Raw genomic sequence first — 20,105 nt, forward strand, 5'->3', positions numbered from 1 at the left:
AATCTTAAATAAAATCATTCTACTCAAAACCAGATACTTGAAGGCTTTACGCCAATTTTAATTCGGGAATTTCAATCTCATTTAATTCAATTTTATACGAATTGAACTGACTAAAAATTTCAGTTTTACTGCTTTCGAAAAAAGGAGTTGTTGAAAATAAATCTTCATAATAGTCGATTCCTTGCAGTAAATTATTTTTAAATGAATTCCATTTTTTAATTTGTCCCAAAGTTATTTCTTCCGTAACCGCAGTGATTTCGTTTTTAAGATAATCCAAATACATTTTTAACTCTTTCACAAATAGATTTGGTCGGTTTGTAACCGTCAATACAGATGTATTTCCGTAAATATGCTGCACCATTTTCGAGAGTGAAACTTCTTGGTCAAAGTACGCCATATTAGGTCCAGGGCAAATGATTACACCCTGCGCCTGCCCTTTTATTTCAATGTCATTTTCAAGATACGAAGCATTGGCTAAACCCACACAAAGACAAGCTTTTTCAGTTATGTTGTTTTTCTTTTTTTCGAAAACTTCAGCAGTTAAAATGTCTTTTTGAAGCAGCAATTCTTCCAGTTTCAAGTCCTGAAATTTCTTGGATGACGTACAAATTCCTTTCACATCGTATTCTTTGCTTAACGCCAAAAATCGTTTTGGACACGAACTTCCTGCTTTGCTTTGCTCAATTCGTTTCAATTTCAATTTTTCATTTGTCGTTCCTCGCAACGTATTGAAAGGAATTCCCAACGGTGAAATATGACTTAAATACAGATCATCTTCTTTGGCTCCAGCCAATAATGCTCTGGTGTGTTTATCTACCGAAGTGGCTTCAGGAACCAATAAGAACGGTGAACCCCAACCCACAGAATCCACATCATAATGGTCTAATAGAAAATCGTGTTCCTCAGCGGTTCCTACGCCGCCCTGAACCGTGATTATTAAATCCAAAGGCTGTTCTGGAACATGAATTTCTTTTTGTCCCAATGCTTTCACCATCAACTCATGGGCAGATTGAATCAATTGCTCTTTTTTCTGTTTGAATTCTTCTAGAATTGGTCCCAACAAATAGCCTTCGGTGGCAAAAGCGTGTCCGCCACAATTCAGACCGGATTCGATTCGATATTCAGAAACCCAAAGTCCTTTTTTAGCTAAAAAATTTCCTTGAATCATCGCCGAACGAAAGTCACTCACCTTCAGCGTGATTTTCTTTTTCAGAGTGTTATTCGAATCGGGGAAGAAATCCGAAAAACTTTCGAAATAGCTGTATAATCTTGGATTCATCCCTGCCGATAAAACTACCGAAGATTCTAATGTACTGTTGACAAACCCACGAAGCGCAGCATGCGCATCATTAAAAATAATTGGCAACTGTTCTTCTTTGATGAAATTTTCCTTATCCAGTTTGGTCATAATATTGACATCAATTTCGCCCGGATAAAGATTCTTCTCCAGATAATTTTTGATATTTTCTTTGAAGGCAAAACCGTCCTCCATCAGGTTTTGCAGGCCTGCTTTAATCTCTGATTTGTTGGGTAGCATAGCGATGTAATTTTCCAAAGCTGATTTACTTTCCGATAATTCCGTTTTGAAATTTTCGAATTTTTCCTTCACGATTTTGTCTACCAAATTCAAATAAGAAGTAATGCGTTCTGCGCGATAATCATGTATTTTTTGGGTAATTTCCTGATAAGGCAAATCGAATTTCTTGCTGTAAAAAGCATTCATTTTTTCGATAAGTTCATCATCCATAATTGAAATCACGGACGAAATTCCATACTTCGCCACTCGTATCGGACTATCAATCGTGTAAGCAAGTCCCATCACCGGGATATGAAAAGTATGAAGTGATTTAAATGTTGTCATGCTAAAATGATTTAAATAAATAAACCACAAAAATCGAAAAAACAAACCGCATAAAAACTGATAAATATCATGCGATAATATTCATTCTTGCAATACCTTAGCCATTCTGGGTACTATTTGAAATTATTTTAAATTCCTTAAAATTTTACAGTATCCTATTATTATTTTTGTTAATTTTATAAAAGCTTTATTGACACAAAACGTCAATAATCAACACATTATCTATAAAATAAGACATTCCTAATTTCTCTTTAATTATGCAAATTGACATAGACTTACTTTTTTCCTGGGGTGCTGTTGCAAAAAAATATAAAAAAAACGAAGTCGTTTTTAATGAAGATGAAGTGGCCCATTTTTATTATCAGATTATTGATGGAAGCGTGAGAATGTTTAACTCAAATGACGAAGGAAAAGAGTTCACTCAAGGACTTTTTTGTAAAGGAGAGAGTTTTGGCGAACCTCCTTTATTTATTGACCAACCGTATCCGTCAAAAGCAGTTTGCATTCAGGATTGTACTATTATGAAGTTATCAAAAGATAAATTTTTAAAAATTCTTGATGAATATCCTTTAATTCAAAAATCATTTCTGATTTTACTTGCCAATAAAATTCACTCAAAATCCAATACTTCAAAAGAGATTATAAACCAAAAACCGGAATTCCGAATTCTTGCTTTTTTAAACACACACAAAAAAAAATCAGAATGCAATGGCCAAAAAATATTAATTCCTTACACACGTCAGGAAATTGCAAATTTTACCGGTTTGCGGGTCGAAACGGTGATTCGGGTTTTTTCGAAAATGAATGATTGCAACAAAGTTGACATTATCAATCACAAAATATTTTATTAAAAAAAAAATGAAATTAAACATTCAATTTTGGCTTAAATTTTCCTTATTAAATCTTTGCATCGTTGCCGCTCTTGGCGTTTTAATGCGTTATAAAATTGGTTTTGAATTCCCTTATTTCAATCAAAAAAACATATTACATTCCCATTCTCATTTTGCATTTTCAGGATGGATCACCCATACTTTGATGACATTGATGGTGTATTATCTTCAGAATAAAACTGCCGACTTTCAAGTACATAAATACCGAAAAATACTTATAGCCAATCTAATTTGTTCTTACGGGATGCTAATTTTCTTTATTTTTCAGGGATACGGAATGATTTCCATATTTTTCTCAACGGCATCAATTCTTGTTTCCTATGTTTTTGGCTATTATTACATCAAAGATTTGAGAAAACTAGATGCTAATTTTGCTGCAATAAACTGGTTTAAGGCCGCCTTATTTTTTAATATTATTTCTTCTTTCGGGACTTTTTACTTGGCTTACATGATGGCGAGTAAAAATGTCATTCAGGATTTGTATTTAGCATCCATTTATTATTTTCTCCATTTTCAATATAACGGTTGGTTTTTCTTTGGTTGTATTGGTTTATTTTTTGGCTTTTTAAATCTAAAAAAATCAGAACATTCTTTTTACGAAACTTCCTTTAAGCTGTTTGCTGTTTCTTGTATTCCTTCCTATTTTTTGTCCACACTTTGGTTGGATTTACCCGTTTGGCTTTACGCAATCTCAGTCTTTGCAGCGGTAACTCAGGTTTTTGCCTGGTTTAAACTTCTTGTCATTTTAATACAAACAAAAAAAGCGTATTTGAAAAATTTCGCTCCTTTATTACGCTATATTTTGCTCTTTTCTTGTTTGGCATTAAGTATAAAATTCATTTTGCAATTGGGTTCAACAATACCATCTTTAAGCCAGCTTGCTTTTGGTTTCAGACCAATTGTAATTGCCTATTTACATTTGGTTTTATTGGCAGTAATCACGTTATTCCTATTGTTTTACATCTATGCCAGTCATTTGATTTTCATCAATAAAAAGATAAAAATTGGCTTGGTTCTATTTTCCATTGGTGTTCTATTAAACGAGTTGGTTCTCGCCATTCAAGGTGTTGCATCTTTCACTTATACAATTATTCCGTATGTGAATGAACTTCTTTTCGTTGTCGCATTAATCTTGCTTTTAGGAATAGGGTTTACTTCTTATTTTTCCATCAAAAAAGTTAAAAACAACCCGCCTTTATGATTGAACGCATAGAATAAACAATTGATAATTAAGTACTTCGTCCTATATAACCAAAGTAACCTTAAATATGAAAAAATCAATTCAATTAGTAGCTGCCGTTTGTGTCTTAACCCTTTTTGGCTGCAAACAAAATAGTGAAGCGTCCCCTGAAACAACAACAGAAAACACAGTAACCCAAGGTCTTGGACAGTCTGCCGTGGTTGACGAAGATTCCAGTCCAAACATTGTTCAGACAGCCTCCGGAAGCAAAGATCACTCAACTCTTGTAGCTGCAGTAAAAGCAGCAGGATTAGTGGATGTATTGAGCAATGCCGGGCCATTTACCGTTTTTGCACCAACAAATGCTGCTTTTGATAAACTCCCAAAGGGAACTGTTGAAGGATTATTGAAACCCGAGAAAAAAGATGATTTGAAAAACATATTAGAATACCACACATATGTTGGAAATTTAAAAACCGAATACATGCAAGATGGGCAGGAATATGAACAAGTAAATGCCGGAAAAATAAAAATCACCAAAGTAGGTGATAAAGTATTTGTAAACGGCTCAGAAATAATCACTTCTATCTCAACATCAAACGGAATTATACACGTGATAAATGATGTTTTACTTCCAAAATAATATTGTTAATTCATTTTGCCCGGTTGAAAAAAGCGTAAACTAAAATAGTTTACGCTTTTTTTATGATTTTGAACCTATTGTTTTGTACATCAATACTGCCGAAATATTCATGGCTCTTTGTTTGATTTCTTCTGCTTTTTCTCCTGTGTATAATTCATCCACAGTTGCATTGAACAAGGCGTTCCAATGCTGGAAATGAGCTTCTTCCATTTCGCTTTTTTGATGTAACTCTTTGTGTTTGGTCATCGGATTTCCTGCGTAATTCCCATTCGAAAACATAATATTTTCCCAGAAATCATACATTTTAGGCAAGTGATCTTCCCAATTCACCTTGGCTACATCAGTAAAAAAATAACCGATTTTAGCATCTGTTTTTATTTTACCATAAAAAGTGTTTATCAGTTTCTCAATGTCATTTCTATTTTTTAAATCTGTTTTCATTTCTAGATTTTTTTAGCCTTTAAACAATAAACACAAGCTGTCTTCCAATGCTTCTACGGAATGCAAAACTGCTACCGGAATTTCTTGTTCGTCATACAGAAAGAGTTCTTTTTGTTGGTTCTCCTCTTTATAAATCACATTCCCTTTTATCACTAATAATTTAGCTGAAACATCCGTTTTATGCTCCTTAAGAATCATTCCTTTTTTAAAAGCAATTACCAGTACTTTACTGCAAGAAGTATTTTGAACCACTTGCGCCACTGGATTAGCAGCATTTTCTAGTTTTTGAAGTATCTCTTTAAACATTATAAATCTTTGTTTTTAAATTTGATTAATGAAATGAAAAATGGGATAATAATCCACAAACACAACAACGAGAAAGAAAGCAGCAATCCCAAAGAAGTCCCGAAAAAATCTTTAAAAATTGCTCCGGTGTACCCCATCATCGCCGAAACATCCAGATGCAACAGGATTTGAATTCGGGCTAAATCTATTGGGCTGAACGCCGTAACAACAATCATTGCTTTCTCGATTGGATAATCCGAAAATTGAAATAACAAATACAAAATTAATCCATCAAAAAGCAGTGCAAAATACAACCAACCCATGATGGCAATCCCTATCCCTTTTGCTTTGTCTCTGGTCAATATCGAACTTAAAAACGCCAAAGCCACGAAGACTAACGTAATCAAACAACCTATGACGAGCATCATAATGCCTACGCTATCCGGCGCATTGATTAAAAGCGGAATTCCGGCACCAATAAAAAAGGCTAAAACCATTGCTAACGAAAGTCCGAGAAATAAACTCAACCAAATTTTCTTGCGCTTGATGGGTTGGCTTAACAAAAGCTCAATAAACTCCGTACTATTGTACAAATAAATCGTCGCAAAAAGAATAGAAACCAGCGGAACCGTGAATAAAATTATATTCAAAATAGTAAGCAATCCTTTAGCAGAATTATCTTCAAGCCCGAATGAACTCCATGAAAGAATAGCTAAAATAAGGGTATACGCAAGTATAATCTTGTTCTTCAGAATGTCTAGAAAAATGATTTTAATGATTCTGTTCATTGCTTTTGTTTTTTAAGATTTTAGCAATTGCTTTGGATATTTTTTGTTCGTTTGTTGATTCCAATAAATCCGCGATAGTTTGATGAAAATGTACTGTTCCGTCTTGCATGTAAATAATTTGCGTAATCAAATCATCCAGTTCGCTCAAAAGATGGGAAGTAATCAAGATGAGTTTTCCCTTTTCTTTTTCTTTTATAATTTTTTCTTTCAATATTTCGGAAGCCAATGGATCTAATCCAGCAGTTGGTTCGTCTAAAATCAACACCTCAGGATTAAACAAAAAAGCCAATGTTGCACTTACTTTTTGCGTTGTTCCGCCCGAAAGTGTCCGCATTTGTTTGTCGACTATTTTTTCGAGTTCAAATGCCTTGACTAAATCCTCATCCAAAACCTGATCCGAATTTCGAATTTTTTTTATCATTTCGATGATTTGCCCTACCGTCATATAATCCGGATAACGACCTATTTGCGGCATGTATCCTATTTGTTCCCGATATTTAAATTCCTTTAAAATTGATTTTTTATTAAATAAAATATCGCCTTTAGAAGGAATAACCATTCCCAAAATACTTTTTATCAAAGTCGTTTTTCCACAGCCATTTGGACCAATTAAAGCAATGCATTCTCCTTTTTTAAAAGAGAGATTGATATCATTTAAAACCTCTAATTTTCCGAATTTTTTATATATATTTTTTATTTCAATCATAATGGTAAAGAGTGCATTAATGGCGAATTGTCAATGAAATTATCCGGGGTTATGCTGGGCAACACTTTTTCGGATTTATCCAAAAGTGTGATCATGAAACTCCGGAACAACAACATCGCCGAGGGATTATTTTCAACTAAAACCGCAAATAAACTCAACGGATGATACGGCACATCACCGACACCATTTTTGTCTAAATCGTATCCTTCGTATTTATCCCAATAATTGGTATCGAACTTGTTTAAAACTAAACTACCGTTAGTTCCCATATCAAAAGTATTCCCAATAAAATTATTATTCACGATTTCATTGTCTACGCAACTGGCCTGGATTTTCATTGCCCATCCATTGGCTTCAAATACATTTTTTTCAACCCGAATCCGATTGGTTCCTTCCATGTGAATTCCAGAAGTGTTTTTAGAAAATTTATTTCCAATTATATGACTGTCCGTGATTTCCTTAAGGAATAATCCATAAGCGCCATCGCCCCAATTTTCTTCGAAATAATTATTGAACATCTTGACATTTTTGGTAAACATTACCGCAACGCCCGCACCGTTATTCTTGAAAATGTTGGTAATATACGCGTCGTCATTAGAGAACATAAAATGCAAGCCATACCGAATATTGTTTGTTGAAATATTCCTCCAGATAATGGAATTGGTAACAAATTCAAAATAAATCCCATCCCGATGACCGGAAATGGTGTTGGCGATAATTTGGAGATTCTCACTTTTCCAACAATGAATTCCGTTACCTATTTGCTGTTCTTCTTTGCCGTACGCTACAATTATATTGTTTTTTATCAGGCAATTTTTACCATTTTGGATATAAATTCCAAAAAAATTATCGTCCAAAATATTATTTTGAATAACAACATGATTTTTATTGTACACTTTAATTGCGCAGGGATCTTCGAGTGAGGCATACCCTGATTTTATCACTTTGAAACCTTGCACAACCACACTATCTGCTTTAATGGAAAGTACTTCATACTTTTTTTGTCCATCTAAAACCGGATATCCTTTACCCAGAAAAACGATTCTTTTGTCAATAACAATATTGCCTTCTCGATACACACCTTTATGCACTAAAATCGTGTCACCTATTTTAGCCAGACTAATGGCTATTTTTATTGATTTTATCGGTTTATTAGCGCCAACTTCAATCACATTAGCATGGAGGAATGAAGAAAAAAACAGAAATATATAGAGGAGTTTTTTCATTATTTTTAAAATTAAACCATCTGAATTTAATTAAGAAGACACACTGTTCTTAATTCTTTACTGATTTAAAAAACGACTGGTTTATTTTGCAATTACAGCTTCCCAAGTAACTTGTTTAGCTTTTAATTTTATTCCAAATTCCTTTGCTTCATTTTCAGAAGAAAAAGCAATAACTCCGCCTCTCATTGGACTTTGAATCCTTCCTCCGGAAAGGAAAAAAGCGGTTTTAACAGGAATCAAAACATTATCTTGGGTATAATTATTCACATAATGAGCGGTCATTTTTGTGTTGGAATTTTCTTTTTTATATTGTATCATACACATGATATCGTCAAATTTGAAAACTCTGCCTTTTTCAGTAATCACTTCTGCCGCATATTTACCATCGGCGATAGTCATTTTACAAAAATCGCATGTATCAACGTTCAATTTAATAGGAACCACTTCCGTTTTGGCACAGGAAAAAAAAGAAAAAGATAAAAAGATTAACAAAGCTGCCGTTGTATTTGATTTTTTGAATTTCTGCAACAGATTAGCCTCTTTTATAACCAGTAAAAACAATAAAAAACCCGAAACAATTAACATCCACCCTCCAATATCCGGAATAGAATACGCTCCAAAATTCAAGAGTTGTTTATATCCTAGTAATGGCGGCTGATACGACATTCCCGGTACTTGAATTGCAGCATTCGGATCCAGATTATGGCCGTATTCATAGTTCCATCGGTAAAAATCGACTCCTGCTAATATTCCAAAAAGAATAAATGAAATGAACAAAGCATAAAGTCCTTTTTTCTTCGCAATTATCGCAACTGCCAAAGCACAAAATGCAAAAAAACCAATGATATAAGGCAATACGGTAAACTCTATAAAATCTTCTTTGTGCAGGGTTTTCATGCCAATGTAATGGTTCAATCCATTAATAATCTCGACATCTCCACCAATTTTATCAGCATGCAACTGTAATACTAAACCTTCGGGATATTGAGGAGCTGACAATTCAATTCTCCACATGGGAACAAAAACAGATGACACTAATAGCACCATCACCAACAAAAGCATCACTTTTGAAAGCGTTGAAATTTTTGGATTATTCATGATTTTTTTATTAAAAAAGGGAACAAACTAAATAATTTGTTCCCTCTTGAATTTAAAGTGATTTTTATTTAGCCGGCATATTTGTTCCTAAGCTAAACGTTAGGGGAACACTACTTCCCGCTGGAGAAACTCTTAGATATCCTGACATTTCCTGATGCAGCGCACTACAAAAATCAGTACAATAGAAAGGAAACATTCCTACTTTTTTTGGTATCCATTTCAAAGTGGATGTTTCTCCGGGCATAATTAACAACTCGGCATTATCAGCACCTTTTATAGCAAATCCATGGGGTACATCCCAATCTTGTTCTAAATTAGTGACATGGAAATACACCTCATCACCTACTTTTACTCCTTCGATATTATCAGAAGCGAAATGAGAACGTATGGAAGTCATGTAGACATGAACTTGGTTTCCTTTTCTGATTACTTTAGCCTCTTTTTCTCCTTTGGCAACATAAGGGTGATTGTTTTCTTCGATTTTATAAAATTTCAACTGACCATTGTTTCTGATCAAATCAGCGGGAGCAGATTGTGCGTAATGTGGTTCTCCAATAGTAGGATAATCCAACAAAAGTTTCATTTTATCTCCACTGATATCAAATAACTGTGCTGCTTGTGCCAATTCCGGTCCTGTTGGTAAGTATCTGTCTTTGGTGATTTTATTGTAAACGACCATGTATTTACCAAATGGTTTTCTACTGTCTCCACCAGGAATTGAAAGGTGTCCAGGAGAATAATAAACAGGCACTCTGTCTAAAATTTTCAATGTTTTAATGTCCCATTTCACCACTTCTGAAGAAACAAAGAAAGTAGTATAGGCATTTCCTTTTCCATCAAACTCAGTATGCAAGGGTCCTAAACCTGGTTTTTTAACTTCTCCGTACAAAGCTGCCTCATATTTGATTACCGGAATACCTTCATAATCGCCATCAAATTGTTTTTTGGCAATAGCATTTTTCATTTTGTCAAAACTAAAGACAGGAATTAGAGCAGCTAGTTTTCCTGAACCTACGATGTATTCACCTGTTGGATCCACATCACATCCATGAGGTGATTTTGGACAAGGAATCAAGTAACAAATGTCTTTTAACATTTTAGAATCCAATACTAATACTTCAGTTCTCATTTCAGATTTTGCAGTATGTGTTTTTTCATCCCATGTATTATGAGCATATTTAGCTTTTATTTTTTTACCTTTTCCTGCTTTGATGTACTCTTCAGCTTTTTTCCAGTTTACTGCCATAATAAAATCTTTGTCGTTTTTTGAGGCATTCACTTCCAGCAAAGTATTGGCTTGTTCTGAATTGTAGCAAGAGAAGAAGAACCATCCGTGAGATTTGCCTTTACCAGCATGACTTAAATCCCAGTTCAAACCAGGAGTTTCAATTTGGAAAGCAATATCCATCTGACCTTCCTTACCTACTTTTACAAAACTTAAATATCCTTTGAAGTTATCCTTGTATGTGTTTATGGGTACATCTCCGTTATCATTATCTGGCGGAACGCTAAAACGAGTTCCAGCTACAACATATTCTGTATTTTCAGTGATAAATGGAGAGGAGTGGTTTCCTGCACTATTCGGCAATTCAATTATTTCAACTGTTTTGAAAGTTTTTAAATCAACACGAGCAATTCTTGGAGTATTATTGGCATTAGCAAAAATCCAACGACCATCCACTTCTCCTTTAGTTTGAGACATATTTAAATGATGCTGATCGTCCCAAGGCACATAACCATGAGAAGTATTCAACATTGGTTTTGTTTCTTCGCTGTATCCGTACCCACTTTGCGGATCTTGAGAAAATATTGGAATTACTCTTAATAACCTTGCACTAGGCAGACCATAAACACTCATTTGTCCGCTAAAACCTCCTGAAACGAAATTATAGAATTCGTCATATTTTCCCGGAGCAACATACACTTTTTGAGCTGCGTCACCACCTACTGCATCCGCAGTATCTTTAGGTCTGCAAGAACCAAAAAATGCACTAACCAAAACTATGGCAAGACTTGATTTTATAAATATATTGTTCATTTTATTTAAATTAAATTATTTTACACCGTCATTTTTACGCATAAACTCGAGTAAATTTCTTGCGTCAATATCCGTCAAGGCTTGATTTGGCATACGAACCAAACAAAGTTCCAGTTGCGCTTGAAGTGCCGGATCTTTATCAATCATTGGATCTGGATTGGTGATGAAATTCATAATCCATTCTGGTTTTTGTCTTAAAGTAACGCCTTTCCATCCTGGACCTACTAATTTCTCATCGGTCAATTTATGGCAAGAAGAACATTTAACGGATTGTATTTTTTCACCTTCGGCAGCCATCGCCTCATCCAATTTATCGCCTAAATCCACTGAAGTGTGTTTTCCGATACCTCTGTTTGGATCATACGCAACAGCATCTGTTGGGTTTGTTGCTGATTCTTCAGATGGTGCGGCAGCATCTTTTGAAAAATCGTCATTAGTTTTGGTTTTATCACCACATGAAGTTAACATTACGAATGCAACTACAAAAAAAGTTAATTTGTACATAAATTTGTTTTTAGAATTGTTTAACAAATTTGCGATTAGATTAGCGCATTAATTATGACTGGAATCATACTTAATCAAGTATTTTTTTAATTTTTTACTTTTAATTAGACAACTAAACGATCAACTTTTGTTAACGATTAAACTTTATAAGCCTATCCTTGTCTTATATCGATAAAACTTAAAACAATACAAATTGAAAAAATTATTTATCGCTGCATTATTAGTTGTCGGAATGACAAGTTTTGCGCAAGAAAGAGAAGCAACTACAGAAAGAGCTCAAATGGAGCAAATGACATTAGAGCAAAGAAACCAATTGCACTTGAAAAAGATGACTTTGGAATTAGATTTGAATGTTTCTCAGCAAAAAGAAATGAGTAAATTTATTGCTGAAGAAAGTGCTAAAAGAGAATCTAGAATGGCGGAGAGAAAAGCAACAAAAGATGTGAAAAAAAAACAGTTTACCGCTGACGAACGTTTTGCTAAGAAAAATCAAATGTTAGACGAGCAAATTGTGATGAAAGAAAGAATGAAAAAAATTCTTTCAGCGGACCAATACAAAAAATGGGAGGAAATCAAAGGGAAAAGACATCACGGAATAAAAAAAAGAATGGTGCACCATAAAGAAGGAAAACCAGCAAAAATGGAAGAGAAAAAATAATCTGTCCACTTAAAATATTTTATCTTATTTCATAAAAAAGCCCCAAATTTGGGGCTTTTTTATGTTTAAAATGTTTTCGAAACTTTATCTATAGCTCGAATGGTAAAATCTAAATCCTCATACGTTAATGCATCAGTAATAAACCACGTTTCATAAGCAGAAGGCGCAATATAAATTCCTTCCTGTAACAATCCGTGGAAGAATTTCTTGAACGTTTCGTTATCTCCTTTTGCTGCTGTTTGAAAATCAACAACCACAGCAGCATCAAAATGAACCGAAATCATTGAGCCAATGCTGTTGATTGTAAATACAACATTATTAGCTTTTAACACTTTATCAATTCCTGCAGCCAAATACGCTGTTTTCTCTTCTAATCTTTGAAAAATAGAACGATCACTATTTAAGGCTTGTAACATCGCTAATCCTGCAGCCATTGCCAACGGATTTCCAGACAATGTTCCTGCCTGATAAACGGGACCTAACGGAGACAAATAATTCATGATTTCCGCACGAGCGGCAAAAGCGCCAACAGGTAATCCTCCACCAATTACTTTGCCGAAACAAACGATATCAGCTGTTACATTAAACAATTCCTGAACGCCACCAGCAGCGAGTCTGAATCCAGTCATTACCTCATCAAAAATCAATAGAATTCCGTTATCGGTACACAATTGGCGTAAGCCTTCCAAAAAGCCTTTATTAGGCGGTATACAACCCATATTCCCTGCAACAGGTTCTACGATTATCGCTGCAATTTCATTTTTATTTGCTTTGATTAAAGTGGCTACGTTTTCTAAATCATTGTATTGTGCCAGCAAAGTATCCTTGGCCGTTCCTGCAGTTACTCCGGGACTGTTTGGTGAACCAAAAGTAATTGCTCCGCTTCCCGCCTGTATTAAAAACGAATCCGAATGACCGTGATAGCATCCTGCAAATTTTATTATTTTATCTCTTTTGGTAAAACCGCGAGCCAGTCTTACAGCACTCATACAGGCTTCGGTACCGGAGTTTACAAATCTAATTTTATCAATATTTGGAACCATCGCCACAGCTAAAGCTGCAATTTGTGTTTCCAATTCTGTTGGCATTCCAAACGAGGTTCCTAACTTCGCTTTCTCTATCACGGCTTGTACTACCGGTTCGTAGGCGTGTCCTAAAATCATTGGTCCCCACGAATTGATATAATCTATTAAGCGGTTGCCGTCTTCATCGTATAGATATGCACCTTTAGCACTTTTTACAAAAATTGGAGTTCCGCCTACTGCTTTAAATGCTCTTACCGGCGAATTCACGCCTCCTGGAATTACTTTTTCTGCTTCAGCAAAAAGCTGACTACTTCTTTGATATAACATTTAAAATTTGGATTTTATATTTGATACATTTCAAAGAATAAAACTATTGGTAAATTTTCAACTGTTGTCCAATTGAAAGCGCATTCTCTACCAGATTGTTTTTTTCTTTTAACTCTTTAATCTCTAAATTAAATCTTTTTGAAATAGAATATAGCGTGTCTCCTTTTTGCACCACGTATGAAATCAGATTCTTATCTATATTTATTTTTGATTTTTTTGGTTCAATGTTTAAGTCTTCAATAATTTGATTGGGTTTCGAAACATAATCTACCTCTAAAACCTGATCATCATATTGATGCAATTTGTATCGTTGAATATATGATATCAGCTTATCCGGGTATTTTGGGTCTGTTGCATAACCGGCTGCTTTAAGTCCTCTGGCCCAAGCCTTATAATCACCTTTTGAGAAATCAAATAATTTAGAATATCGACTTCTGCCAGTTAAAAACAGTGCGTGATCTTTGTAGGACTCCGATACATTGTCGTACTTCCTGAAGCATTCCTGAGCAGCGTCGTCATCGTGTTTTACACTTTCGCCGTTCCAGCCTTCATGGCATTTTATACCAAAGTGATTATTAGCCGTTATTGCTAAATCTCCCCTTCCCGCACCAGATTCCAATATACCCTGAGCTAAAACAATACTTGCAGGAATACCATAAACTTTCATGTTATCCATTGCAATATCTTTAAATTTAGTAATATAGTTAGCCACAACATCACTACTAACCACTGTTTGTGAAGTGGAGACAATTACTTCCGTTACCTGATTAGTGTATACTTGTTTGGGCGGATTTGTTGTAATCGGCTGTCTTACAGGTACCTTTGAAACTGCTGTTTTTGTACCAATTGTCTTTTTACCTGTACGAACTATTTCCGTTTTTGGTTTTAACGGCGCTTTTTTTGTTGTTGTAATAACTGGTTTTGTGGCATTACAGCCTACCATAGTTATCGTTATAAGAATTAGTAGGATTTTTTTAAACATAGATATCTATTGTTGGTAATTGTTTGTTCTTTAATTTCATATTCATTCCCTGAATTCCCTGAATTCCACCAGTATGAATAAGTAAAATTTTTGATTTTGCAGGAAAATAATTCTTTTTTATCAAGTCTATAACGCCAAAAACCATCTTTCCAGTATAAATTGGATCTAATGGAATTTGATTTTCCAGATAAAAGTGATTTATAAACACAGTTAATTCTGCATTAACTTTCGCGTATCCACCAAAATGATAGTCCGTTAGTAACTCCCAATTATCATTTTGGACAAAATTACGAATTTCCTCTTTTAAAAAATCACCTTTTAAAGCAGGAAATCCTAAAACTTTTTGGTGCGGTAAAACACTGTTAATAATTCCCGAAATAGTTCCGCCAGTCCCTACTGAACAACAGATGTAATCAAAATCAGCATCTTCCGAAGTTAGTATTTCCTCACATCCTTTGATAGCTAAATCATTTGTACCGCCTTCTGGAATGTGATAAAAACCCCCAAATTTTTGTTTTAAATTTTCTAAAAAAGAAACTTCGCTTTTTAAACGGTAGTCTTCTCTTGAAATAAATTCCAATTGCATGCCACAATTTTGCGCAAATAATAAAGTGGGATTTTCAGAAACTTTACTGGCTAATTCATCTCCGCGAATAATCCCGATAGTTTTAAATCCTTTTTCATTTCCGGCAAAAGCTACAGCGGCAATGTGATTCGAAAAAGCTCCTCCAAAAGTCAACAGCGTTTCTTGATTTTCTGCTTTCGCTTGAAGCAAATTATACTTCAGTTTTCTAAACTTATTACCCGAAACAAATGGATGGATCAAATCTTCCCTTTTAATTTGCACTGAAATAGAGTTTAGAAATGCTGTAATTACCTTTTGATTCAAACTATTTTATTTTTTACAAAGGTAAAATTAATCTATTATAAAAAATGCAACTTCTACAGATTGCATTTTTGTGTTTCTCATTATTGAATTTTAGTTTTTAATAATCACTTTTTTACCAACCACTAATTTGTCTTTCGTGGTCAATTTTACGATGTAAATTCCATCCCCTAAACCTGAAGTTGAAAATTTATACGAAGCATCAACCCCTAAATCTTTTTTAACAAAAATTAATTTACCCGCTACATCATATAAACCGCAGGTCTCAAGATCCATCAATAAAGGATTATCGATTGTTAAATTTTTGGTTAAATTATTTTGAAAAATCATAAAACTCTCTTTGGCTGCCTCTTCAACTCCCAAAGTCGAGTTGCTTTTGAAGGTAATTTCGAACTGAGTATTATTCTCTCCAGCCGGCAAATCTAATTCATGAAAGTCATTTTTAATATCGTAAAATAAATCTTTTACTTTATCGTGTAAGTAAACCGTATTTACTCCCGCGAAGTTAATTATTTCTTTTACTGTAATTTTATAATTAGCTGCTTTATCATTTCTAAAACCAATGGGGATTTTTTTATCAATGTCAAAATTTATTGCATTAATAACAAAATCTGTCCCTTCTAAAACAAAGTAAACATCTGCCGGCGTACTGTCACTCGAAGACATTGCATCCATCCCGCGATCAATGCCATCAGTCGCTTCAGGAATTAAGGTCAAAGCCAATTGACGCACGCCTTGATTGTTCATCAACGTATTTAATTTTATTTGTGGAGTAGGTGCTAAACTCACTGACGAATAATCAAATCCTGATACAGATTGTACTTTAGCCATATAACCAGTATTGCTTTTTGGTGTAATAATATTTCCCGCGAACTTAGCTAATGAGCTGCTTGGTCCTTCTTTGGCAAACACTCTATAACTGTTTTTCATTTGAACAAAACCGTTTGCTTTACCATCGATTAAGAAACCTTGACCAATTGGCGAAAAACGTCTTTCATAATTTTTTCCTGATGCGCCTGCTGATCCTTCATTTCCAGAACCATCATACGAATAAAAGGTTGCAGAAACATAAGTTCCTGCGCTTCCCAAAGTACCAGGAGCAAAAGCCCCATAACCTCCTTTATAATCCGCTATAAAGTGAGAATTAACCGTTGGATCTTGCTCCCAAAAATAAGCAATCGCGGTGCAATTTGTTTCGCCAAGTAAAAAAGCGGATAAGTCAATTGCTGATGGATACGGATTTCCTGTCAAAGTAAATTGCTCAATTGCAACGGGTATTGCAATAATGCCATCATTCGGTTTTCCTCTAAAATCATAGCGCTGTTTACTTCCCGGATTGTTCTGAATCCCGTTTACTGTTGTCGCATTTGTTCCCGAAGTTCCTTTCATTGTAAATCCTTCTCCAGCATTCAAACTGGAATTAGCTCCTACCTGAAACCAACTTGAGTAATTCGATGAAATGGTTAATTTATTTATCCAGTATGGGGCTATCGCAAATGGACTGGCGGTGCCATTATAATTATTCATTGCTAAAGGTGTTGAACTAACACTAGAAGTCAAATCGACAATATCTTTAAGTTGTGTAATTCCAAAAGGAGAATTTCCTACAGTAGCATTAGTTCCTCCCACTGGAGAACACCAGTAATCATATTGAAAATTATTAGTTGTTCCTTCCTGAAAAACAGATAAACTACCCAATCCTTTGTTTGTGCCAGCTGAAGTTAATCCTTGCAAAAGCTGTCCATTTTCCCTCAAATAAAAATTGCTGGTAGCCGCGTTTAGCTCTAATTGTTGGTTAATAAAAACAACTTCGTTACTGGCAAAAACGTAACTATTGGGACTTATATACATCTGGGCACTAACATTGTTCTGAATTAAAATTCCAGTCACAATAAGCAGTGCTTTTTTAAGTATTTTTGAGTTCATAAGCGTATGGATTAAGTTAATTTATAAAAATCAATTATTCCTTTAATACTTTATGGTTTTAAATTAAATCAAAAAGTTTGAAGACTTAAAATGAAAGTATTAAGATTAAAAATTACTTTTTGTAACCTTTTTAGTCCTCTTTTTACAGAAGTAAATCTGATAATTAATATTATTATATAAATCTACAAAAAAAAGACAATAGCAAAGAGCAATATTACCGACAAAAAGTATAAAAAATCGTTTAAATACATCTTTTGCAATATATTATATATAATTTCTTATATAATTAAATTTTAAAAGTAAGGTGAAATAATGACAATTCTTAGGGAACTGTTTTTTAACAAAAAAAGAATTAACTTTCGGAGATCAATACTTTTTATAAAAAATGCAACCCCTACAGATTGCATTTTTTTGTTTCTCATTTCTGAATTTTAGTTTTTAATAATCACTTTTTTACCAACCATTAATTTGTCTTTCGTGGTCAATTTTACGATGTAAATTCCATCCCCTAAACCTGAAGTTGAAAATTTGTACGAAACATCAACCCCTAAATCTTTTTTAACAAAAATTAATTTACCCGCTACATCGTATAAACCGCAGGTCTCAAGATCCATCAATAAAGGATTATCGATTGTTAAATTATTCATTAAATTATTTTGAAAAATAATAAAACTCTCCCTGGCTGCCTCTTCAACTCCCAAAGTTGAGTTGCTTTTGAAGGTAATTTCGAACTGAGTATTATTCTCTCCAGCCGGTAAATCTAATTCATGAAAGTCATTTTTAATATCATAAAATAAATCTTTTACTTTATCGTGTAAGTAAACCGTATTTACTCCCGTGAAGTTAACTATTTCTTTTACTGTAATTTTATAATTAGCTGCTTTATCATTTCTAAAACCAATGGGGATTTTTTTATCAATGTCAAAATTTATTGCATTAATAACAAAATCTGTCTCTTCTAAAACAAAGTAAACATCTGCCGGTGTAGTATCACTCGAAGACATGGCATCCATCCCGCGATCAATGCCATCAGTCGCTTCAGGAATCAAGGCCAAGGCCAATTGCCGCACTCCTTGATTGTTCATCAACGCATTGAATTTTATTTGTGGAGTAGGTGCTAAACTTACTGTTGTATAATCAAATCCTGATACAGATTGAATTGTATTTAAATAGCCTGACGTATTTTTTGTTTTATTTTGATTTGCATTCTTTTCAAATTGATTATAATTTAGTGAACCTTCCTTAACGAAAACTCTGTAACTATTTTTCATCTCTACAACTCCGTTAGCCGATCCATCAATTAGAAAACCTTGCCCAACGGGACAAAAACGTCTTTCATACGTTCCTCCTGTCCCTGCAGCAGTGACTTCATTCCCCGAACCATCATACGAATAAAAAGTTGCCGGAACATAAAGCCCCATGCTAGCGGGTGTGCCAGGAGAAAAAGCGCCATATCCCCCTTTGTAATCCGCAATGTAATGTGAATTTACCAGCTTATCCTGTTCCCAGAAATAAGCGATACCAGTGCTATTAGTAGCTCCAATTAAAAAAGCAGATAAATCGATGGCTGAAGGATACGGATTTCCCGTCAGTGTAAATTGTTCAATGCCAACTGGAATAGAAATAGTTCCGTCATTTGGTTTTCCTCTAAAATCATAACGTTGTTTATTCCCGGGATTATTTAAAACCCCATTTACGTTAGTTGCATTGGTTCCTGAAGTTCCTTTCATGGTAAAACCTTCTCCTGCATTCAAGTTTGAGCTGGAACCCACTTGATGCCAAGCGGAATAACCTGCTGTAGCTATTAATTTATTAATCCAGTAAGGTGCAATTGCAAATGGACTAGCGGTACCATTATAATTATTTGCAGCTAAAATAGTTGGATCATTACTGCTAGTCAAAGTAACAATATCTTTAAATTGTGTAATTCCAAACGGTGCATTCCCAGCACTGACTACATTTCCTCCTACAGGAGAACACCAGTAATTAAATTGAAAATTATTAGTAGTTCCTTCCTGAAAAACAGATAAGTTACCCAGTCCTTTATTCGCCCCAGCTGTTGTAGTACCTTGAAGCAGCTGCCCATCTTGCCGCAAATAAAAATTACTTGTTGTAGCATTTAACTCCACATCTTGCGCTACATACACTACTTCGTTGTTTACAAAGACATCTGTATTTGCACTTACAAACAGTTGCGCATTTACATGGCTATGAAATAAAAAACCTGCAAAAAACAGGCAGAATCGATAAAGTATTTTTGCATTCATGGACAGTTGAATTTAATCAATTTATAATTTTTTAACAGTAACTTAATTACATCTAATATGTAAAATATCCTTAATAATAAACAATGAAGGTATTATAATACCAACTAAATTCAGATTGGTTTATAATCCCACTTTTCAGAAAACTAAAACCAATATCTGAATATTTTAGCTTTTGTTAAAAAAAAAATAGTTTTACCTCCAGGGCAAATACTTTGAAAAAGCTCAATATATCGTTGAAATACGTTTTTTTATCCTTAAATAGATAATTTAGCACGTTATTTTTATTACTACAAAATAAAAAAACAGCGAAATGTAAAAATAAAACTACCTCAAAAATCTAACTTTACTTCTATACTAAAAATAAAAACTGGCAA

18 protein-coding genes are annotated in these 20,105 nt (G+C 34.2%); 4 read left to right on the plus strand and 14 right to left on the minus strand.

Annotated features, from left to right (window positions below; translation table 11 throughout):
• Window positions 1-46 precede the first annotated feature (46 nt).
• Window positions 47-1,861 (minus strand): hypothetical protein, encoded by a 1,815-nt coding sequence (locus tag BMZ76_RS00285; protein WP_091202372.1) that lies wholly within the window; start codon window positions 1,859-1,861, stop codon window positions 47-49.
• Window positions 1,862-2,118: 257 nt separating this feature from the next.
• On the opposite strand from BMZ76_RS00285, the gene BMZ76_RS00290 reads away from it, so the two are divergent.
• The 3 genes from BMZ76_RS00290 (at window position 2,119) to BMZ76_RS00300 (ending at window position 4,574) form a co-directional block, all read left to right on the plus strand.
• The gene (locus BMZ76_RS00290; RefSeq protein WP_091202374.1) at window positions 2,119-2,712 is read left to right on the plus strand and encodes a Crp/Fnr family transcriptional regulator; all 594 of its coding nucleotides are present in this window, start codon (window positions 2,119-2,121) and stop codon (window positions 2,710-2,712) included.
• A gap of 7 nt (window positions 2,713-2,719) precedes the next feature.
• Complete coding sequence (locus BMZ76_RS00295) at window positions 2,720-3,952, plus strand: hypothetical protein (protein WP_143071030.1); 1,233 nt, start codon at window positions 2,720-2,722, stop codon at window positions 3,950-3,952.
• Between the two features lie 67 nt (window positions 3,953-4,019).
• Window positions 4,020-4,574: a fasciclin domain-containing protein gene (locus tag BMZ76_RS00300; RefSeq protein ID WP_091202380.1), complete on the plus strand. Its 555-nt coding sequence runs from the start codon at window positions 4,020-4,022 to the stop codon at window positions 4,572-4,574.
• 60 nt (window positions 4,575-4,634) lie between these two features.
• Here the strand turns inward: BMZ76_RS00300 and BMZ76_RS00305 are convergent, their stop codons facing one another.
• The 8 genes from BMZ76_RS00305 to BMZ76_RS00340 form a co-directional block, all read right to left on the minus strand.
• Complete coding sequence (locus tag BMZ76_RS00305) at window positions 4,635-5,015, minus strand: group III truncated hemoglobin (protein WP_091202381.1); 381 nt, start codon at window positions 5,013-5,015, stop codon at window positions 4,635-4,637.
• Window positions 5,016-5,027: 12 nt separating this feature from the next.
• Entirely contained in the window at window positions 5,028-5,321 is a 294-nt protein-coding gene (locus BMZ76_RS00310; RefSeq protein WP_091202384.1) for a cupin domain-containing protein, read from the minus strand.
• Window positions 5,321-6,088, minus strand: a complete 768-nt coding sequence (locus tag BMZ76_RS00315; protein WP_091202386.1) for an ABC transporter permease subunit — start codon at window positions 6,086-6,088, stop codon at window positions 5,321-5,323. The genes BMZ76_RS00310 and BMZ76_RS00315 overlap by 1 nt, the downstream gene beginning before the upstream one ends.
• A complete protein-coding gene (locus BMZ76_RS00320) occupies window positions 6,072-6,794 on the minus strand; it encodes an ABC transporter ATP-binding protein (protein ID WP_091202389.1) in 723 nt (240 codons plus the stop codon). Before BMZ76_RS00320 ends, BMZ76_RS00315 begins: the two co-directional genes overlap by 17 nt.
• Window positions 6,791-8,020, minus strand: a complete 1,230-nt coding sequence (locus tag BMZ76_RS00325) for a nitrous oxide reductase family maturation protein NosD (protein ID WP_091202391.1) — start codon at window positions 8,018-8,020, stop codon at window positions 6,791-6,793. The genes BMZ76_RS00320 and BMZ76_RS00325 overlap by 4 nt, the downstream gene beginning before the upstream one ends.
• Before the next feature lie 81 nt (window positions 8,021-8,101).
• Window positions 8,102-9,118, minus strand: a complete 1,017-nt coding sequence (locus tag BMZ76_RS00330; protein ID WP_244281720.1) for a nitrous oxide reductase accessory protein NosL — start codon at window positions 9,116-9,118, stop codon at window positions 8,102-8,104.
• Between the two features lie 64 nt (window positions 9,119-9,182).
• The gene (gene nosZ / locus BMZ76_RS00335; protein ID WP_091202392.1) at window positions 9,183-11,156 is read right to left on the minus strand and encodes a Sec-dependent nitrous-oxide reductase; all 1,974 of its coding nucleotides are present in this window, start codon (window positions 11,154-11,156) and stop codon (window positions 9,183-9,185) included.
• 15 nt (window positions 11,157-11,171) lie between these two features.
• Complete coding sequence (locus BMZ76_RS00340; protein WP_091202393.1) at window positions 11,172-11,660, minus strand: c-type cytochrome; 489 nt, start codon at window positions 11,658-11,660, stop codon at window positions 11,172-11,174.
• 193 nt (window positions 11,661-11,853) lie between these two features.
• On the opposite strand from BMZ76_RS00340, the gene BMZ76_RS00345 reads away from it, so the two are divergent.
• Window positions 11,854-12,318 (plus strand): hypothetical protein, encoded by a 465-nt coding sequence (locus tag BMZ76_RS00345; protein WP_091202394.1) that lies wholly within the window; start codon window positions 11,854-11,856, stop codon window positions 12,316-12,318.
• A gap of 65 nt (window positions 12,319-12,383) precedes the next feature.
• On the opposite strand, the gene hemL is transcribed toward BMZ76_RS00345, so the two are convergent.
• The 5 genes from hemL to BMZ76_RS00370 all read right to left on the minus strand — a co-directional run bounded on the left by hemL (window position 12,384) and on the right by BMZ76_RS00370 (window position 19,731).
• Window positions 12,384-13,670 (minus strand): glutamate-1-semialdehyde 2,1-aminomutase, encoded by a 1,287-nt coding sequence (gene hemL, locus BMZ76_RS00350; protein ID WP_091202395.1) that lies wholly within the window; start codon window positions 13,668-13,670, stop codon window positions 12,384-12,386.
• Window positions 13,671-13,713: 43 nt separating this feature from the next.
• On the minus strand, window positions 13,714-14,652 hold the full coding sequence (locus tag BMZ76_RS00355; RefSeq protein ID WP_091202397.1) for a glucosaminidase domain-containing protein: 939 nt from the start codon (window positions 14,650-14,652) through the stop codon (window positions 13,714-13,716).
• On the minus strand, window positions 14,645-15,541 hold the full coding sequence (locus tag BMZ76_RS00360) for a 1-aminocyclopropane-1-carboxylate deaminase/D-cysteine desulfhydrase (protein WP_091202398.1): 897 nt from the start codon (window positions 15,539-15,541) through the stop codon (window positions 14,645-14,647). The genes BMZ76_RS00355 and BMZ76_RS00360 overlap by 8 nt, the downstream gene beginning before the upstream one ends.
• A gap of 90 nt (window positions 15,542-15,631) precedes the next feature.
• Window positions 15,632-17,464: a T9SS type A sorting domain-containing protein gene (locus BMZ76_RS00365; protein WP_091202401.1), complete on the minus strand. Its 1,833-nt coding sequence runs from the start codon at window positions 17,462-17,464 to the stop codon at window positions 15,632-15,634.
• Between the two features lie 431 nt (window positions 17,465-17,895).
• Entirely contained in the window at window positions 17,896-19,731 is a 1,836-nt protein-coding gene (locus BMZ76_RS00370; RefSeq protein ID WP_143071031.1) for a T9SS type A sorting domain-containing protein, read from the minus strand.
• Between the last annotated feature and the right edge of the window lie 374 nt (window positions 19,732-20,105).

The organism is Flavobacterium xueshanense (assembly GCF_900112975.1).
Taxonomy (GTDB): Bacteria; Bacteroidota; Bacteroidia; order Flavobacteriales; family Flavobacteriaceae; genus Flavobacterium; species Flavobacterium xueshanense.

Coding starts and splice junctions, on each gene's coding strand:
- BMZ76_RS00355 (WP_091202397.1), bottom strand. CDS start 14,652: ATGTTTAAAAAAATCCTACTAATTCTTATAACGATAACTATGGTAGGC.
- BMZ76_RS00295 (WP_143071030.1), top strand. CDS start 2,720: ATGAAATTAAACATTCAATTTTGGCTTAAATTTTCCTTATTAAATCTT.
- BMZ76_RS00325 (WP_091202391.1), bottom strand. CDS start 8,020: ATGAAAAAACTCCTCTATATATTTCTGTTTTTTTCTTCATTCCTCCAT.
- BMZ76_RS00305 (WP_091202381.1), bottom strand. CDS start 5,015: ATGAAAACAGATTTAAAAAATAGAAATGACATTGAGAAACTGATAAAC.
- BMZ76_RS00365 (WP_091202401.1), bottom strand. CDS start 17,464: ATGAACTCAAAAATACTTAAAAAAGCACTGCTTATTGTGACTGGAATT.
- nosZ (WP_091202392.1), bottom strand. CDS start 11,156: ATGAACAATATATTTATAAAATCAAGTCTTGCCATAGTTTTGGTTAGT.
- BMZ76_RS00300 (WP_091202380.1), top strand. CDS start 4,020: ATGAAAAAATCAATTCAATTAGTAGCTGCCGTTTGTGTCTTAACCCTT.
- BMZ76_RS00370 (WP_143071031.1), bottom strand. CDS start 19,731: ATGAATGCAAAAATACTTTATCGATTCTGCCTGTTTTTTGCAGGTTTT.
- hemL (WP_091202395.1), bottom strand. CDS start 13,670: ATGTTATATCAAAGAAGTAGTCAGCTTTTTGCTGAAGCAGAAAAAGTA.
- BMZ76_RS00285 (WP_091202372.1), bottom strand. CDS start 1,861: ATGACAACATTTAAATCACTTCATACTTTTCATATCCCGGTGATGGGA.
- BMZ76_RS00330 (WP_244281720.1), bottom strand. CDS start 9,118: ATGAATAATCCAAAAATTTCAACGCTTTCAAAAGTGATGCTTTTGTTG.
- BMZ76_RS00315 (WP_091202386.1), bottom strand. CDS start 6,088: ATGAACAGAATCATTAAAATCATTTTTCTAGACATTCTGAAGAACAAG.
- BMZ76_RS00290 (WP_091202374.1), top strand. CDS start 2,119: ATGCAAATTGACATAGACTTACTTTTTTCCTGGGGTGCTGTTGCAAAA.
- BMZ76_RS00310 (WP_091202384.1), bottom strand. CDS start 5,321: ATGTTTAAAGAGATACTTCAAAAACTAGAAAATGCTGCTAATCCAGTG.
- BMZ76_RS00320 (WP_091202389.1), bottom strand. CDS start 6,794: ATGATTGAAATAAAAAATATATATAAAAAATTCGGAAAATTAGAGGTT.
- BMZ76_RS00340 (WP_091202393.1), bottom strand. CDS start 11,660: ATGTACAAATTAACTTTTTTTGTAGTTGCATTCGTAATGTTAACTTCA.